We start from the raw sequence: 17,984 nt of genomic DNA, 5'->3' as shown, positions 1-17,984 counted from the left end.
CGAAGACGGAACGGTAACGCTCGTCTTTCCCAAAGTGGTCGAGCCGCTGACGATTCAACTCACGGGTGTGAGTCCCGTCTCGAACGTCTCGATCGATCGCGGTTACGCCCTCCGTACGGAAGAGGGTGCGCTTCATATCCGTACCGCAAAAGCGACGGACGCACAGATTTACTCGGTCACCGGACAGCTCGTTCATCGGACACAGATCGCCCGGGGAGAAACCTCGATTCCGTTAGCGAAAGGCGTATACATCGTTACCCTCGACGGACAAATCAGACAGAAGGTGGTGATACGGTAAAAAGAAAAACGTGCCGTTCTTTTTCGGCATGCTTGAATAAAGTTTTTTTCATAGTATTGGAGTTTTAGAATTTTAAGATTCTACACCAAGAAAAAGCGGATGTCGGGAGGATATCCGCTTTTTTTCGGTTATCCGAGAGTAATATCTTAAGGCTGCCTTTGCCGGCACGAAAGGTCTACACGGACGGTTTGGGCAAACGAAAAGAGTCTTGTACCTTTGTCGGCGTAAAGAAAAAGAAACAGAACATGAGAGGAATGAAACGAGGCATCGGGATGCTGCTCATCGCATGGCTATGTGTGGCATGCCGGCACGAGGTCAGTGACCGGCTGATGGGTAAATGGCAATTACAAACCGTCGAGGCACAAGGGAGCATCGCACAGGTCGATACCGTATGGTATAACTTCCAGTCCGAATCGCTGTTTATGTATCAGATATACCGTCCTCTGTCAAACGATTACTTCTACACCTACGGGTATAAGGTACAACCCGAAGAGCATACGTTAAAATTAGAGCTGACGAATTATACGATTCTGGTCAAGGATTTCCTTCCGCATACCGACTGGCCTAACGCCCGGCGTACTTTTACTGTCGATTACATCGACGGCCGGCGGCTGATACTGCATGCCGGCGACACGACGTATACATTTCGCCGATACTGACACTCGCTTCCGATTCAGCTCCTCCTATCCGGAACTAAAAAAGGAGGATGGTCCTCCCGACAGTCCTCCTCCTCAATCACATTAAAAAAACACACGAGAAATACTTCTCGTCGCTTACAGTTCCATTCCCACGCCTTTGCTTTTCTCTTTTTCGAGAATCGTCTTCATTTCACCGACGATTTCAGGCTTTTCCTTCGCTATGTTGTCGTATTCGCCGCGGTCGGTCACGATATGGTAGAGCTGCTCTTCGGGATGATTGCCCAGCTCAGTATTTGTCAGCACATTGTAGGGTGATGCCTGACTTGGCTCGATGTATTTCCATTCGGGCGTCAACACCGTCAGCGACGAGCCGGCACCGATCACATATTCCCGTCCTTTCAGGTCTTTGCCTAACCATGCGGGAAGCTGGTCGCGGCTGTCGGCAGGAATATCCGCGATGTTTTTCGCCCCAACAAGACGGGCCAGCGTGGCTGTCATATCGATTTGCGAAACCAGCGCGGGTGACGTGGCGGCTTTCACTCGTTCGGGCCAGTGTACGATAAACGGCACACGCGTTCCGGCTTCAAACGTACTGTATTTTCCGCCGCGAAACGGGCCCCATGGCTTGTGATTCTTGAGACGCGCAACGGCCTCATCGGCATAACCGTCGTCTACTACCGGGCCGTTATCGCTTGAAAGGATGATCAGCGTACGCTCAAAGATACCCGCCTCTTTCAATGCCCGCACGACCTCGCCCACCGACCAGTCGAACTGCACGATGGCATCGCCGCGATGTCCCATATCGGTCTTTCCGCGGAAACGAGGGTGCGGGAAACGCGGCACATGCACATCGTTCGTCCCGAAATAGAGGAAGAACGGACGGTCTTTGTTCTTCTCGATGAAGCGCACGGCGTGCACCGTGATGCTGTCGGCAATATTCTCGTCTTCCCACAGCGCCGCCTTTCCGCCTTTCATGTAGCCTATACGCGAAATACCGTTCACAATGCTCTGGTTGTGACCGTGATCAGGGCTAGGCTTCAGCTTCGTCAGCAGCTCGGGATTTTCTTTTCCGGTAGGCTCGCCCTCGAAGTTCTGCGTATAGCTGACGGAGATCGGATCGTTGGAATCGAGGTTGACGGCACGCTGATTCTCCATGTAGACACACGGCACACGGTCGCCTGTAGCCGCCATGATGTACGAGTAGTCGAACCCTACCTCGGCCGGTCCGGGAGCTACGCGCTCGTTCCAGTTCTGTTTGCCGTTTTCGGCGCCCATCCCCAGATGCCATTTGCCTACGGCTCCGGTAGTGTATCCGGCCTGACGGAGTATTTTGGGCAGCGTCAGCCGGTCGGGACGGATAATCAGCGCGGCATCGCCCGCGGCAATCCCCGTGCCTTTTCTGCGCCACGGGTATTCTCCGGTAAAGAGACCATAGCGCGAAGGAGTGCTGGTGGCGGCAGCCGAGTGCGCATTGGTGAATCGCACGCCGTTGTCTGCGAGCGCATCGGTATGAGGTGTTTGAACGCGGGTAGCACCGTAGCATGAAAAGTCGCCGAACCCGATATCGTCGGCATAAATCAATACGATATTCGGCCGTTCGTTCTCTTGCGCCTGCAACGAGGCCAGCGTAAGGGCCGAAGCGGTCAACAGACCGGCTTTCGGAAGAAGATGTTTATTCATATATTTATGTTTTATCATTGATCAATTCAAAAAAGCGTGTTCCGAAGAAAACGACTTTGCCGGAGCGTAATGTTCCGGCAAAGTTAGTCAATTTACCTGTTCCATGCAGCCATTTAGCGCAAATTCGGGTTGATGTCCTGCTCCGCCTGCGGAATTGGCCATTTGTAGTCCTGCGGCGAACGGAAGTTTCTTGTGTTCACAAACCATCGACCGTGCGGATCGGGCTGGTCACCCGGCTTTACACGCGTCCGCTTCGCTCCGGGGAAAGGCGCTCCGTAAACGTCTTTGGTCAACACTTCGTCCCCGATCTTCCAACGTAGAATATCCCAATAACGGATACCTTCGCAAGCCAGTTCCACCCGACGTTCGTTTCGCAGCACAGGACGAAGCGAAGCGACATCGGTCAGCGTAATTTTCGGCATATTGACCGAGACACGTCCTCTGACACGGTTAATCGTCTGATCAAGCAGAGCCTGAGAGATAGCATCGCCTGCTTCCATCTTGGCTTCGAGGTAGCCGAGCAACACTTCGGCATAACGAATTACCGGCAGGTTTCCGCCATATTCCTGCAAATTCCCTTTATATGTTTCATCAAAATACTTACGCATCATAAAGCCCGTCTGGGTAGTCTGTCCGCCCATCACACGGTCGGGGCTGGAAGCCGAGTCCGGATGACTGACGTAAGATTTCCCCATAAACATTGCACCATTATAGAGAATGGTGTAGCGAAGACGCGGGTCGCGATTCTTGCCCAAGTCTTTCGGATCGTATAACGGACTGTCGTAAGAAAAGCTCGTACCATCGGTAAACTCATAAGCTTCGAACAACGAGGCCGGCACATTGATGATGCACCATCCTCCGTCTTTAGCGGGTAAAGCATGTTGAGGCATCGACTGTCCGGCCAGACTTTCAATATACTGCATCGAGAAGATATTTTCACGGCTGTTCTCTCCCTTCGGTATGAAAAGTGACGAATAGTCGGCCGCCAGTTCATTGTCACCATAGTCGATAATCTCTTTATAAACCGCAGCCGCTTCATTCCATTTATTTTCTGTGAGATAGGTGCGTCCGAGAAAAGCCAATGCCGCTTGTTTGCTGGCACGGCCGACCTGCTCGACCGACAGATCTTTGAAACGAGGCAAATCGATTACGGCGGCTTTTAACTCATCGATTACAAATTTCGTGATTTCCTTGCTACCGTTCTTCTCCACCGTATTAGCCTCATCCCGTGTCAGCACCTTGGTCACTAACGGCACTTCTTGAAAATACTGCGAGAGATAGAAATATTGACAGGCGCGGATGAAGCGGGCTTCAGCCGCATAACGCCTCGTCACGTCGGTCTCGGGCAGGCTGCGGACATTCTCCAGAAAACGGTTGCACTGAGTAATGCGTTTATACGCATTCTTCCAGTAACGTGCCACAAACGGATTATTGGCAACAAGCTGTCCGTTGGACAGACGGAAAAAATTCGATGCATTATTACGCCGATCATAGAGGTTATCGGAGGCAAACTCCAGAAAAACGAGCCCGCCGTAGCTCCACCAGTCGGAAGGCTGATATTCCGGAGCGTTAAACAGGATATCACCGCGATACAAACCGGTCAAGGCTACTTTCGCATTCTCTTCGCTCGACCAGATGGTAGAGTCTGAGAACCGGTTCAGAGGATTGCGTTCCAAGTCGCAAGCTGCCCATGTCCCGATCAGCAGAGCGGGAAGGCATATATATTTCACTATTTTCGTATACATAGTTGTTATCAGAATTTAATGTTTAAACCCAATGTATAAGTTTGCTGAATCGGATAATACCGGCCATTAGTGTTGATTTCCGGGTCCCATCCGCGGGGATATCCGCTTAAGGTAAGCAGATTTTCGCCCGATACATATATTCTCACACCCGAAATGTGTAACGCATGCAGCCACTGTTTCGGCAATGTGTATCCCAACTGCACGTTGCGCACACGCAGATACGAGGCATCGCGTACCCAGAAGTCGGAGACCTCGGTATTCGGACTTCCTCCGCCCGAAACCGTTTCGAGACGCGGGTACGACGGGTAACGTTCGGGGCTATCGGAACGAAAACGTCCGTCAGCCTGCCAGCGCTGCACATTCCCTTCCTGCCACATGGCGAATCCCGCCACACCGCTCAACATCCCTTTCACTCCGGCTACCCCCTGCATCTGAACCGCAGCATCGAACTCTTTATACGATGTTTGGATGCCCAAGCCAAACGTATATTTAGGAATACGTGTACCCAGCACTACCCGGTCGTAATTCGGATCGACTTTCCCGTCAGGCACCCCATCAGGACCGTTGATATCCTTGTAACGAATATCGCCGACCTGCGCCTTAGGTGTGATTTTCGTCTGATCAGCCCACGTCTTCACATCGTCGGCATCCAGAAATACTCCGTCAGTTTGATAGCCATAATAAACCTGCATCGGATGACCGATGTATAATCCACCGCTTCCAACAAGTCCATTCAATTGCTTTACATCGCCTACGCCGAGGGTTTCTATTTCGTTCTGGACAATGTTGAAATTACCCTGCACATCGAGAGTAAAGTCACCGCTACTCAAGTGATGGCCGACCTCTAACTCCAGCCCCCGGTTCGTCAGCGATCCGGTATTGATGGGCGAGATGTTCAGTCCCAGCACAGACGAAACACTTCCCGATGGAGCATACAGAATATCGTAAGTATACCGGTTAAAGTAAGCCACGTTAAAAGAAAGCAATCCGTTCCATAACGAACTTTCAAAGCCCATATCCCACGTGCGCGTGCTCTCCCAGCGCAGATTGGGATCGGTAAGGGTCGTGATTGAAGCCCCCGAGGAGAACGTATTGCCGAACGGATAGTTACGTCCCAGATCATATAGCGTCTGATAAGGATAAATACCGATGTTCTGATTCCCGAGCACACCCCACGAAGCTTTTAATTTCAAGTTGGTCAGCCAGCTCATTTTTTCATTCTCACGTATAAAAGTTTCTTCGCTTAGTCGCCATCCTAAAGCAACCGAAGGGAAGAATCCGTATTTCTTCGATTTCGGGAAACGTGACGAACCGTCGTAACGCATCGTCGTTTCCAGCAAATAACGCTCTGCATAATTATAGTTCAACCGTCCGAAGAGCGACTGCAAAGCCCATTCTTGCCCGGCACCATCAGCCTTCTGATTGTCCGGCGCACCAACATCGAGATATGGCAGATCGTTCGATGCAAAATTATCCCGAAACCCTTTCAGCCAACGATCGGAATAATCCTCGAAAGAATATCCCGCAAGAAGCGAGAAATTGTGCTGTCCTATTTTCCGACCGTAATTTGCTGTAGCCTGAAACGTCTTATACAGACTGCGCTGCATCCGGTTTTCTAAGAAAGAAGGTCCTAAGACGCGTCCGCCTTCAATCTTCAACGTAGAACGGAAACGTTTTTCCTCATAATTCCCGTAAGTAATCCCTCCCATCGCTGTCAGTTCGAGCAATTCGAGTGGCTGATACGTCAACGATACATTGGCCGTGGTCTTATACTGCGGCAACGAGTAGAACGAAGGACTTTCGATCCATGCCGGAGGCGTTCCGTGCACTTCCTGTCCTTTTCCATACGTTCCGTCGCTGAGTTTGACCGGTGTCACTCCCGGAAAGCGAAGAGCCTTGATGATGATACCTTCCATATCGTCAGCATCGTCGCCGGCTGGAATAGCCGGTTCATTACGCTCCGACATCACGCCGTTGATGCGTGTCGTAAGTTTAAGATTGGGCAACAACTCGGTTGTCAGGTTCACGCGCGCATTGTAACGTGTATAGTCGTTCTTGGCGATCAGACCGTTTTGTTTCAGATAACCGAAAGTAAGCAGATAACGGTTCGTTTTTCCTCCGCCGTTGATGTTGAGATCGTGGCTTGTCTGCAATCCGTCACGATCGAATACGCGTTTCAAATAATTCTCATTAGCATAATGATCCGGATCGGAACCATCCTTGAATTTTGCGATCTGCTCGTCGGTATACACGGTCGAATTCGATGCTTCGTTAAGCAGTTGAGCATATTCCCACGTAGGTACCAGATCAGGGAATGCTGTCGGCCGGTTGAACCCGACATAGCCATTGTACGAAACCTGTACTTTCCCTTCTTTTCCGCTTTTGGTAGTGATCAGAATCACACCGTTCGCAGCACGTGCCCCGTAAATCGCCGCCGTAGAAGCATCTTTCAAGACTGAAATGCTTTCTATTTCGGCCGGATTAATATCGGCAAGCGAACCGGGAATCCCATCAACCAATACCAAGGCCGTGGGGCTGGCACCGAACGAACCGACTCCACGTATCTGCACGCTGTTCGACGGATTGCCCGGAGCACCGGAACCTTGAATAATCGTAACGCCCGACATCATACCGGTTAACGCATTCGTGATATTGGCATTCGTGCGCTGACTGATTTTCTCTCCGTCTACCTGTGCGATAGAACCGATGATATTCACTTTCTTCTGTACACCATAACCTACCACAACCACTTCGTCCAGTTGCTTCGTGTCTTCGTGCATCACGATATCGAACGATGTCTTTCCGGCCGTTGGGATTTCCTGATCGCGATAACCGATATACGAAATGCGCAATACGGCATCCGACTGTACGTCGATCGTAAAATGACCGTCCACATCGGTAATCGTTCCGTTCAAAGGATTAGCCTTCTCTACAATCGTAACACCGGTCACAGGTTCGCCCGAGGTATCCGCAACACGTCCTTTAACCGGCCTCTTGCGGCTCTGTGCCGGAGACTTTTGCTGCCCTTCCGACGCATTCTTTTCGACTAACGCGATAATGTTCTTCTCACCCTTCCGGTATTCGATACTTGTGCCCGAAAGCAAGAACTTCATGGCTTCGTCAATGCCGGCATTGGTAACTTGCAGAGAAACGATTTTCTCTAAGTCGGGCAGCGATTCGTTGTAAAAGAATTTGTAATCACTTACCTTCTCAATCTCTTTTAATGTCTCTCGCAAAGGCCTGTTTTGCAGATTCACGGTAATTTGTGCAAAAGCAGTGCTCGTCGTCATAAACAAAAACAGTAGAAAGATTACCGGTTTTGTTAATGAACATCGTTTAAAAAAATGTTTTTGCTCCATAAAAAAATAGTTTAACAATTGTTTTTCATTTTCTATCCGAGACATCGTGCTTCCCAGAGTCTTTTTCCTTCTTTATCCATCCATTAAAAAAAAGAAAGAAGACCGTCTTTTACGAAATACATCGAGTCTCATGGTTGATAAGAGTACAAAAGAACAAAAGAAAACCTCTAATCTATTCTTTGCAATTATGTTTTTTTAAGTGATTCAAGATGTCTTGGAACGATATCGCTCAGCCTTTCATTCCCCCAAATTATGAATGCGTTAAAGAATGGTTATGCTCTCCACTCATCAGAGAAAAATAGCTTGAAATCATTTCCGTTTTTGATTGGAGGAAAAAGATACACCACGAATTTTCAGCAGCATAGATCATGATAAATTAATGTTTTCTCCCGGTTATCCTGTAATGAAACGTTTTTCAAACATACACACCACATTTTTTTTGTAGATTTGTCAGCCGAAAAAATAAATGAACTGAACTTTCTAATCATACAATTTATCTATGGGAACAAACAGACGGAATTTTCTGAAGACTCTGGGCGGTGCGGCACTTTTCACTATCGTGCCCCGCAACGTGTTGGGGAAAGGATTTATTGCGCCGAGCGACCAGTTGACCAAAGGGATTATCGGTACCGGAAGCATGGGGCGCGGACATCTCAGTTATGCAGGCACACGCCTTGTGGCGGTCTGCGATGTAGACAAAAATCACTTGGAGCTGGGAAAAGCTCTGGTGACCGACAAGATCGCGGCGTATCATGATTTTCGCGAACTGATTACCGACCCGAATGTAGACATCGTGCATATTGCCACCCCTCCGCATTGGCATGGCATCATGGCCGTCGAAGCAGCGAAGGCCGGTAAAGACATCTGGTGTGAGAAGCCGATGACACGTACCATCGGCGAAGGGAAGCGCGTGATGGAAGCGGTGAAACAATACGGCCGGATTTTCCGCCTGAACACCTGGTTCCGTTTTTCCGATCCGTTCTACGGTCTCGGCACGCCGGTGAAGCCGTTGAAGAAACTGATCGCAAGCGGCATGCTCGGATGGCCGTTGAAAGTAACGATCAGCAAATATACCGGCTTCGACTGGAAATTCTATTGGGTGGGCAAGGAAGCATTGGAACCGCAGCCCGTACCGTCGGAGCTCGATTACGATTTCTGGCTCGGCCCGGCTCCTTATAAACCGTACAATGCGCACCGCGTGCATCAGACGTTCCGCGGATACTGGGACTACGATGGAGGAGGACTCGGTGATATGGGACAGCATTACATCGATCCCGTGCAATATTTCCTGATGAAAGACGACACCAGCCCCGTCAAAGTTGAAGTGGATGCACCGCAGCAACACCACGACGCCGTCGGTACATGGCGATCGATCACCTATACTTACGAAGACGGCTGCCAGATCGTGCTCTGGGGAGGCAACTACGGCAACCCCGATACGCCTTACATCGCCGGACCGAACGGCAACGTATATAAGAATTTCGTATGTGATATCCCGAACTGGGAGAAGAAACTGGCCGATTATCCCGAACCGGCTCCGCAACAGACCGATTTCATCGAGTGTGTGAAGACGCGTCAGCCGTTCGCGCTGAACGAACGCAACGGTTTCCGCTCGTCGACGATCGTCAATCTGGGCGCCGTAGCGCTCCGGTTAAACCGGACCCTGCACTTCGACCCCGCAAAACTTGAGTTTATCAACGACGAAGAGGCCAACCGGTTACTTGACCAGCCGATGCGGGCGCCATGGAACATCTAACAGAGAAAGTTGGGCGCATGCAGACATCCATCCTTCCGGATGCGAACGGCTGCGTTCCTTTCATGAATTTAAATAATCATCAACTATGAAATCAATGAGAAAGTACTTTATTATATTGAGCAGTGCACTGGCGTTATATGCAGGAAGCCTGACGGCACAGACCCCGGCCAACCGGGCGACGCAAACGGTCATCGCCGATGTGCTGGCGCAGATGCCCGCACACCAACAAACCGACTACAACCGGCTGATGCACGAACTGACCGCCACCGGTGAAGAAGGCGTATTAAGCCTGCTGAAAAGGTTCGATCCTTCGGGCAAAGGCAATAACATCGCTGTGGAATATGCCCTGGACGGATGGGCCAATTATGTGATGGGCCCCGATCAGGCCGCTGCCCGTACCGCGATGGAACATGCGTGTCTGAAGGCGCTGGATCAGACGAACGACCGCGAAACGAGAGCTTTTACGATCCGTTTGCTGGAACATATCGGTTCGGACGCCTGTGTCGATAAGTTGTCAAGCTATCTGACCGACGACGCGTTGAGCGCGCCGGCCGCACAGGCGCTTGCTGCCATCGGCAGCGAATCGGCCGCACAGGCTCTGCAGGCAGCCTTGAAGAGCCGCAGCGCGCGGTCGCAGGAAGCCGAACGGAACATCATTCAGGCATTGGGACGTGTCCCCGCAGCCGGTACGGAACCGCTGTTGAAGGCCTTGCTGAATACGAATCAGCCGGAGACCCTGAAGGTACTCTTTGAAACACTGAGCAAAGTAGGGACAAAAGCCTCGCTGCCCGAGCTGGCCGCGGCAGCCCGGAAAGCCGGCTATACGATGGAGAAGACCGGCGCCGGCGAAGCGTATATCCGCCTTATAAACCGCGTCATTGCGCAGGGCGATGTCAAAGAAGGGGTGAAAGCGGCGGCCGATCTCCTCAAGAAATCGACGAATGCCGGACAGACCGGTATCCATATCGCTGCGATGCAGGCCATCATGCGGGCGGCCGACTACAAAGGCGGCCTCAGGATGCTGAACGACGCGCTGAAAGACCCGTCGAGGGAATACCGTTGCGAGGCGTTGCGAGCCTCCTCGCGCTTTGCAGACAAAGCATTATACACCCATCTCATCAAGGCGCTGCCCAAAATGAAACCGGAATTACAGACCGATATCCTGAACTGGATGCGTTGCGAAGCACAAGCCTCCGCCACGAAGCGCGACATGCTCAATACGGTTGAAACGGGTATCGAGACAACCGGCATTCAAACGCTTCAGAAGTTGTTGAACAGTCCCGTATTCCCGGTAAAAGAAGCGGCCGCGATGGTCTTGGTCGAGCTGGGCAACTCGCAATCGATCGCCCCGTTAGCCTCGCTTTTAGCAAGCAACGACACGAATCTGATCAAGCTCGGGCAACAGGCGTTGCGCTCGTTTCAGGCCATGCCCCCTCATGGCGATATCGCGCCGGCAGTAGTCAAAACAATACCGTCAGCCTCGGACAGAGGCAAAATCGCCGCCCTCGAGCTGCTGTCCACACGTAAAGCCACCGCTTTCCTGAACAATGTGTTGAAGCTGACCCAATCGCCCTCACCCGAAGTAAAAACGGCCGCATTCGCCGCACTCAGGGATGTCGTGGGCGAAAAAGATATCACGAACCTGTGCGGCATGCTCGAAACGGTCGAACCCTCGGGGGTAGAAGACGTACAGCAGGCGCTCATCTTGGCGTTATCGTCGCAGACGGCCTCGCAACAGTTTGAAACGCTATCGCGCCGACTGCTCAATGCCGGAGCAGGCAAGAGCCACCTCTACTATACACCGCTGGCAGCTACCGGCGACAAACGCGCGCTGGACATGATCGTGAAAGGATTCGGCGAAAACACCGGCGCAGCCAAAGAAGCCGCTTTCGATGCGCTGCTTCACTGGAACGACATCGAGGCCGCCACTCCGCTGATAGACATCTGTCGTGACGCTTCGGCCTCGGATTATTTCACCCGAGCGCTGGCCGGTTATGTGAAACTGGCCTCGAACCCCGCCATGACGGGCGAGAACCGTATGATATATCTGCGCAAGGCGCTGGAGTTGGCAAAGACCGACGCCGAGAAACGCCGGATTATCTCGTTGATGGGCAAAACGGGTACGTACTTCGCGCTCCTTTGCGCCGGTGAGTATATGAATGAACCCGCCTTGAAAGAAACTTCGGCCATAGCCGTTATGAATATCGCGCTCGACCATCCGGAATATACGGGCGAGGTGGTGGAAAATCTGCTCAGGCAGGCCGCCGCATCATTGAGTAACCCCGACGCCGACTATCAGCGTCAATCCATCCGCAAGCATCTTGACGAGATGCCGAAAACACAGAGCTTCGTTCCGCTCTTCAACGGCAAAGACCTGACCGGATGGAAAGGACTCGTGGGAAATCCGGTCAGCCGCGCAAAGATGAAACCGGCCGAGCTGGCTAAACAACAAGCCAAAGCCGATGAGGCCATGCGTCGCGACTGGAAAGTGGAAAACGGCCTGCTCGTCTTCGACGGAACGGGTTACGACAATATCTGTACCGAGAAACCATACGGCGACTTCGAGATGTACGTAGACTGGATGCTCGACCCCGACGGCAAGGAACCCGATGCCGGCATCTATCTGCGCGGCACGCCGCAAGTACAGATGTGGGATACGTCGCGTGTCGACGTCGGTGCGCAAGTCGGATCGGGCGGACTGTATAACAACCAGACGCATCCGAGCAAACCGCTCACCGTGGCAGACAACAAGCTGGGCGAATGGAACACGATGTACATTAAAATGGTGGGCGACCGCGTGACTGTCAGACTGAACGGTATCCTCGTCGTCGATAATATCGTGATGGAAAACTACTGGGATCGCTCGCAGCCCGTCCCCGCGCTTGAACAGATCGAATTGCAGGCGCACGGCAGCAAAGTATACTACCGTAACATCTACGTAAAGGAACTGCATCGTCCGGAGCCGTTCCGCCTTTCGGCCGAAGAAGAAAAGGAAGGCTTTCAGATCCTTTTCGACGGAACGAACATGCACGAGTGGACAGGCAATCTGGTCGATTATACGATTGAAGACGGCTGCATCTCCGTAGCCGGCGATACGAAATTCGGCGGTAACCTGTACACGAAAAAAGAATATGCGAACTTCGTCTATCGCTTCGAATTTCAGCTGACGCCGGCAGCCAACAACGGCGTCGGCATCCGCACACCCATGGAAGGCGACGCCGCTTATGTCGGCATGGAGATTCAGGTACTCGACAGTGAACATCCGGTCTATCGCGACCTGCACGAATATCAGTATCATGGATCGGTGTACGGCGTCATTCCCGCGCGCCGAGGGTTCCTCAAGCCCACGGGCGAATGGAACACCGAAGAGATCGTGGCAGACGGCAACCGCATCAAAGTCACCCTCAACGGCGAAGTCATCGTGGATGGCGACCTGAAAGAGGCTGCAAAGAACGGCACGATGGACGGCAAAGCCCATCCGGGACTGTTCAACAAATCCGGCCATATCGGCTTTCTGGGACACGGATCGCCTGTGAAATTCCGGAATATCCGCATCCGCGAACTGAAATAAAAAGCAGCATGTAAAACCGGAGTACGAATTTATTTATATCTTTGCAACATCAATTTTACCATAAACCGATATGAAAAAGTTAGGATTGTTAAGCATGGTTCTTTGCGTGGTGACGATGTGTTGTGTCTCCTGCAAATCGAAACAAAGCGCATACAAAGCTGCTTACGAGCAGGCTAAAGAGCGTGAGATGACGAACTCGGAGCCGGTCGAAGAGCAGATTACACCGGTGACGAAAGCAAAAACCTCGACGGCTACCCGTCAGGAGAAGATTACTCCGATATCCGGCGAGAATCCCGAAGGAATCAAACTCTACAGCGTCGTAATCGGCAGCTTCAAGAATAAGACGAATGCTTACTCGTTGAAAGAGCGGATGCAAAACGAAGGATATATGCCGGTTTTGGGCGAGAACGAACAGGGCATGCTGCGGGTCATTCTGACCAGCCACGAGACACGCAAGGAGGCAGAGAAGAGCCGCGACGCCATACGGGCGAAGTTCTTCCCCAACTTTCAAGACGCGTGGCTGCTGGAACGCACCTATTGATCGATCACCCCCTTTGAATAATGTAGTAAAGGATGCTTCTTCCGTATGGTGAAGGGCATCCTTTCTTTTGTATCCCCCCGTTGCCTGTGCGATCGAACAATCAGCCTGACGGATGAAACGGTGCAAAAGTACACGGAAAACGGTTCGGAACTTTCCGAAAGCATAAAAATGTTCATCGGGAAGGTTGTCGGAACTTTCCGAACACTTCACCCCGACGTGTATCCTCAAGGCAAACGGTCGGAGAAAAAGGCTTTCGGCAAGGGCCGGCAATTATACCGCATAGCCATCACTTCGCCATACGCTCCCGCTGAACGGAACGCGATCAGGTCGTTACGATGCACTTCGTTCAATTCAACCTCTTTGCCGAACACATCGGACGATTCGCAAACCGGACCGACTACATCGTAACGGTCCGTCTCCCCGTTGCTCGTGATATTCTCGATACGATGGTATGCATCGTAAAAAGCCGGTCGAAGCAACTCGGTGAAACCGGCATCCAGTACAGCAAACTTCTTCGTCTCACCTTCTTTCACATACAACACCCTCGAAATCAGCGAGCCGCACTGTCCGACAACCGACCGCCCCAGCTCGAAATGAATCTGTTGTCCGGGACGATGGCGAACGAGTTTGTGAAACACCGCGAAATAACTTTCAAAATCGGGCACATCGAGATGATTCGGATGATGATAGTCGATACCGAGACCGCCGCCGAAGTTCACATTGCCGACGGCAATACCCTGCGCTTCCAGTTCGTCTTGCAAATCGTTACTGCGGATGCACATGTCGCGAAACGCCGACATGTCCGTGATCTGCGAACCGATATGAAAATGCAGCCCTGTGAAACGAACATGTTTCATGCCGCGCATCCCGGCGAAGACACGGGGCAGCAGGCTCAGGTTGATGCCGAACTTGTTCTCCTGCAAACCGGTTGTGATTTTGGCATGCGTATGGGCGTCGATATCGGGATTGACCCGCAAGGCCACCCTCGCCGTCTGCTTCCGTTCGGCCGCCAGCCCGTCGATGACCCTCAGTTCGGCCAACGATTCGACGTTGAAGCATGCGATGTCGTGTTCCAGCCCCAGCCGGATCTCCCAGTCGGCCTTTCCCACACCGGCAAAGACAATTTTCGACGCCGGGAAGCCGCACGCCAGCGCCGCTTCGATCTCTCCGCCGCTCACGCAGTCGGCACCGAACCCGCGCGCCGCGATAGCCGACAAGATGTGCGGGTTGGCATTGGCCTTGACGGCATAATGCTGATGATATCCGTACTTCTCGATCTCTGCCGTCAGCGCGTCGAGCGTCTTCCGGAGCAAAGCCATATCGTAATAATAAAACGGTGTGTCCTGCTGCCGGAACTGCTCTACCGGGAAAATTCCTTTGATCATGCTACGCCTCTCCTCCTCTGCCGGGAAATCACGCCTCCGATGCGTTTTCGTTGAACAGTTGATCGCTCAGCGCCTGCAACGCCCGTTGCTTGTCCGAGGCCTTGATGATCAGCGAGACGTTATAGTTGCTTCCGCCATACGAAATCATCCGGATGGGGATATCCTTGAGGGCATGGATGATCCGCGCCTCGAACCCGACATTGTCCCACTCCAGATCGCCGACTACGCAAACGATGACAAGGTCTCGATCGACCGTTACGGTACCATACTTTTTCAGATCGTCTACGATCTCTTCCAGATGTTTCGTGCTGTCGATCGTTACGGACACCCCGACCTCCGAGGTCGTTACCACGTCGATGGGCGTGCGGTGATTCTCGAACGTCTCGAACACTTTACGCATGAAACCGGTGGCCAGCAGCATCCGACCGCTTTTGATCTTGATGGCGGTGATATGGTCTTTGGCGGCGACGGCCTTGATTTTACCTTTCTCCGTCACGTTCGAGATCGTCGTACCCGGTGCGTCGGGCTGCATCGTGTTGAGCAGTCGTACGGGAATGTTATTCTGCTTGGCCGGCAAAATACACGTGGGATGCAGGATCTTGGCGCCGAAGTACGCTAGCTCGGCCGCCTCGTCGAAGTGCAACTGATGCACGGGCGCCGTATGTTCCACCATGCGCGGGTCGTTGTTATGCATCCCGTCGATATCCGTCCATATCTGAATCTCATCGGCATGAATAGCTGCCCCCACAAGCGACGCAGTGTAATCGCTGCCGCCCCGTTGCAGGTTGTCGATCTCTCCGTAGGCATTGCGGCAGATGTATCCCTGCGTGATAAACAAGTTCACGTCGGGAGATTGTTCCAGCAAGCCGTTCAGTTTCTCACGGATATAAATTGGGTCGGGGTCTGCGTTCTTATCCGTACGCATGTAATCGAGCGCCGGAAGTAAGATGGATTTGACACCCTGCTCTTCAAGGTAAAGGTTCATCATTCCGGTCGACATTAACTCGCCCTGGGCTAGAATCACCTTCTCCTCAAACATGGTAAACAGGTCTTTGATCAACGAGCGAATCTCGTCGAAACGCAATGCTACAAGCGCTTTCGCCCGCTGCCTGTAGGGCTCGGTACGATACAGTTCGTCGATGACTGCGGCATATTTGAGCGAAAGGGTATTGATGACTTCGTTGGCACCGTCGGGGTTCTTTTTATAAAGATAATCCGCGATCTCGACCAGCGAATCGGTCGTACCCGACATGGCCGACAGAACGACGATCTTGGGTGTCCCGTCACAGATTAATCGGGCAACGTCCTTGATCCGTTGCGCCGAACCGACGGAGGTGCCGCCGAATTTTAAAACGTTCATTTGCGTCGTGTTTTTTTGCTGTTATTGTTGATATAATTCATTTATGAATGATGGTGCTCTTGCGGACTTGAAACGTCGTGCAACTTTGCTTGCTCACATTTGACGACCCGCGCAGGGAAACGCTCCACGAGGTTGTAATTATGGGTCGTCATAATCACCGCTGTGCCCCGCTTACAGATGTCGTGTAGGAGCTGTACGATCTGTCCGCTCGTTTCGGGGTCGAGGTTGCCCGTTGGTTCGTCGGCCAGAATAATCTCCGGCGTATTCAGCAATGCCCGGGCAATCGCTACGCGTTGCTGCTCTCCTCCCGATAACTCATGAGGCATCTTGTATCCTTTGTTCGGAATGCCGACCTGCTCCAAGACCTCCTGAATACGTTTGGCAATTTCTTCTTTTCTGCGCCAGCCCGTAACTTTTAACACGAACTCCAGATTCTTGAACACCGAGCGATCGGTCAGTAACTGAAAATCCTGAAAGACAATGCCCAGCTTGCGACGCAAATAAGGGATGTCGCGCCGTCGCATGTTGCACATGTCGTACCCCATGACTGTCGCTTCACCTTCCGAGACGCGAATCTCGCTGTACAAAGCCTTCAGCAGACTGCTCTTCCCCGAACCGACTTTACCGATGACATAAACAAATTCACCGTTGTGTAGCGTCAACGATACGTTGCGCAAGACGATATTCTCTTCCATGCACAACGTCACGTCCTCCAAGTAGACTAATGCTTTATCTTCCATATTCCTTGCCTCTTTTTCCGTATCGGCCGCCACTGTACTCCATGCGTTCTATTTCGTAATAATGAAATTTCTCTTATCCGATTTGTTGTCAGTCGGCAAAAGTAATAAAAACTCCCAGAAAACGAAATCTTTCGGCCGAAAGATTGATGCAACGTCCTTACTTCCTCCTCGAGAGAGTCGGCCGAAAAATCCATGCCCTACATTGTTGCGTTTTTTTCGTAAAGTAGATGCTTTTATAACGAAAGAATATAAAATTGAGTGAAATGAAAATTCGACATGCCGAACTGCATGATTGCGAAAGTAGCGAGACCCGGGATTGAACCGGGGACCTCATGATTATGAATCATGCGCTCTAACCAGCTGAGCTATCTCGCCTTTTTGTGAAAAAACGGTGCAAAGATAGTAAAAAAACGATTATCCGCAATCGAACGGTGTTTTTTTTCGGGGATTGATTTTTTTCCCTCTTTGAGTTTTATTGCAAAAGCCAAGGAACAAAAAGGGCTGAACTCCGAGCAAGGCATTCATTAATCAGAAAATCCTTCTTTTTGATGAAATTTGTTGCATCATGGTGTGTTTTCTCTTTCTGCCGATCGAAGATTGCTGCATTCAATGCAAAATGGTAATTTTATAATGTGTATATATCTGAATATCATCACAAAAAAATCATCAATTACTTACAATAGAGTATTAATGCCTGCCTACTTATATTATTTATTGATTTTTTTGGTTTTTATATGAATTTCTCTTACCTTTCCTCTAAAACGTATTTTGTGAGTTTGCTTAGATTGCTGCTCAATCCCTCCCAAATTCGGTTGTTTGGGTGACTATAACACACGACTGTTGGCTCCGTGACGGTCGGTGTGTCTCGGAGATTGCGAATATAAGTATGTTACTTTCCTCTACAAGCTTGG

General features: G+C 51.4%; 11 protein-coding genes and 1 tRNA gene. 5 read left to right on the top strand and 7 right to left on the bottom strand.

Features of this window, described 5'->3' with window-relative positions:
• Both Tanf_RS07425 and Tanf_RS07420 read left to right on the top strand, forming a co-directional pair.
• Positions 1 to 298: T9SS type A sorting domain-containing protein (locus Tanf_RS07425; RefSeq protein ID WP_046825427.1), on the top strand; the 298-nt coding region annotated here is incomplete at its 5' end.
• A 245-nt stretch (positions 299 to 543) separates the two neighbouring features.
• A complete protein-coding gene (locus Tanf_RS07420) occupies positions 544 to 957 on the top strand; it encodes a lipocalin-like domain-containing protein (RefSeq protein WP_014224164.1) in 414 nt (137 codons plus the stop codon).
• A gap of 114 nt (positions 958 to 1,071) precedes the next feature.
• On the opposite strand, the gene Tanf_RS07415 is transcribed toward Tanf_RS07420, so the two are convergent.
• The 3 genes from Tanf_RS07415 to Tanf_RS07405 form a co-directional block, all read right to left on the bottom strand.
• Positions 1,072 to 2,616 (bottom strand): sulfatase family protein, encoded by a 1,545-nt coding sequence (locus Tanf_RS07415; protein WP_052449044.1) that lies wholly within the window; start codon positions 2,614 to 2,616, stop codon positions 1,072 to 1,074.
• A gap of 113 nt (positions 2,617 to 2,729) precedes the next feature.
• A complete protein-coding gene (locus tag Tanf_RS07410) occupies positions 2,730 to 4,361 on the bottom strand; it encodes a RagB/SusD family nutrient uptake outer membrane protein (RefSeq protein ID WP_046825426.1) in 1,632 nt (543 codons plus the stop codon).
• Positions 4,362 to 4,369: 8 nt separating this feature from the next.
• Positions 4,370 to 7,597 carry a TonB-dependent receptor gene (locus tag Tanf_RS07405; RefSeq protein WP_236684402.1) on the bottom strand — a complete coding sequence of 1,076 codons (3,228 nt, stop codon included), beginning with the start codon at positions 7,595 to 7,597 and terminating at the stop codon, positions 4,370 to 4,372.
• 622 nt (positions 7,598 to 8,219) lie between these two features.
• Between Tanf_RS07405 and Tanf_RS07400 the strand changes: the two genes are divergently transcribed.
• The 3 genes from Tanf_RS07400 to Tanf_RS07390 all read left to right on the top strand — a co-directional run bounded on the left by Tanf_RS07400 (position 8,220) and on the right by Tanf_RS07390 (position 13,588).
• Positions 8,220 to 9,476 (top strand): Gfo/Idh/MocA family oxidoreductase, encoded by a 1,257-nt coding sequence (locus Tanf_RS07400; RefSeq protein ID WP_014224160.1) that lies wholly within the window; start codon positions 8,220 to 8,222, stop codon positions 9,474 to 9,476.
• Between the two features lie 94 nt (positions 9,477 to 9,570).
• Positions 9,571 to 13,047 (top strand): 3-keto-alpha-glucoside-1,2-lyase-like domain-containing protein, encoded by a 3,477-nt coding sequence (locus tag Tanf_RS07395; protein ID WP_046825424.1) that lies wholly within the window; start codon positions 9,571 to 9,573, stop codon positions 13,045 to 13,047.
• A gap of 70 nt (positions 13,048 to 13,117) precedes the next feature.
• A complete protein-coding gene (locus tag Tanf_RS07390) occupies positions 13,118 to 13,588 on the top strand; it encodes an SPOR domain-containing protein (RefSeq protein ID WP_041590627.1) in 471 nt (156 codons plus the stop codon).
• Between the two features lie 224 nt (positions 13,589 to 13,812).
• On the opposite strand, the gene lysA is transcribed toward Tanf_RS07390, so the two are convergent.
• The 4 genes from lysA to Tanf_RS07370 all read right to left on the bottom strand — a co-directional run bounded on the left by lysA (position 13,813) and on the right by Tanf_RS07370 (position 17,448).
• Positions 13,813 to 14,973, bottom strand: coding sequence for a diaminopimelate decarboxylase (gene lysA / locus Tanf_RS07385; RefSeq protein WP_046825423.1), 1,161 nt, complete (start codon positions 14,971 to 14,973; stop codon positions 13,813 to 13,815).
• 28 nt (positions 14,974 to 15,001) lie between these two features.
• Positions 15,002 to 16,333, bottom strand: coding sequence for an aspartate kinase (locus Tanf_RS07380; protein WP_046825422.1), 1,332 nt, complete (start codon positions 16,331 to 16,333; stop codon positions 15,002 to 15,004).
• A 41-nt stretch (positions 16,334 to 16,374) separates the two neighbouring features.
• On the bottom strand, positions 16,375 to 17,073 hold the full coding sequence (locus tag Tanf_RS07375) for a cell division ATP-binding protein FtsE (RefSeq protein WP_046825428.1): 699 nt from the start codon (positions 17,071 to 17,073) through the stop codon (positions 16,375 to 16,377).
• Between the two features lie 301 nt (positions 17,074 to 17,374).
• Positions 17,375 to 17,448 (bottom strand) — tRNA-Met (locus tag Tanf_RS07370).
• Positions 17,449 to 17,984: the final 536 nt, after the last annotated feature.

It is taken from the genome of Tannerella forsythia (assembly GCF_001006485.1).
Taxonomy (GTDB): Bacteria; Bacteroidota; Bacteroidia; order Bacteroidales; family Tannerellaceae; genus Tannerella; species Tannerella forsythia.
This window is presented reverse-complemented; position numbering and strand designations above follow the sequence as displayed.

Coding starts and splice junctions, on each gene's coding strand:
- Tanf_RS07395 (WP_046825424.1), top strand. CDS start 9,571: ATGAGAAAGTACTTTATTATATTGAGCAGTGCACTGGCGTTATATGCA.
- Tanf_RS07415 (WP_052449044.1), bottom strand. CDS start 2,616: ATGAATAAACATCTTCTTCCGAAAGCCGGTCTGTTGACCGCTTCGGCC.
- Tanf_RS07420 (WP_014224164.1), top strand. CDS start 544: ATGAGAGGAATGAAACGAGGCATCGGGATGCTGCTCATCGCATGGCTA.
- Tanf_RS07380 (WP_046825422.1), bottom strand. CDS start 16,333: ATGAACGTTTTAAAATTCGGCGGCACCTCCGTCGGTTCGGCGCAACGG.
- lysA (WP_046825423.1), bottom strand. CDS start 14,973: ATGATCAAAGGAATTTTCCCGGTAGAGCAGTTCCGGCAGCAGGACACA.
- Tanf_RS07400 (WP_014224160.1), top strand. CDS start 8,220: ATGGGAACAAACAGACGGAATTTTCTGAAGACTCTGGGCGGTGCGGCA.
- Tanf_RS07390 (WP_041590627.1), top strand. CDS start 13,118: ATGAAAAAGTTAGGATTGTTAAGCATGGTTCTTTGCGTGGTGACGATG.
- Tanf_RS07410 (WP_046825426.1), bottom strand. CDS start 4,361: ATGTATACGAAAATAGTGAAATATATATGCCTTCCCGCTCTGCTGATC.
- Tanf_RS07375 (WP_046825428.1), bottom strand. CDS start 17,073: ATGGAAGATAAAGCATTAGTCTACTTGGAGGACGTGACGTTGTGCATG.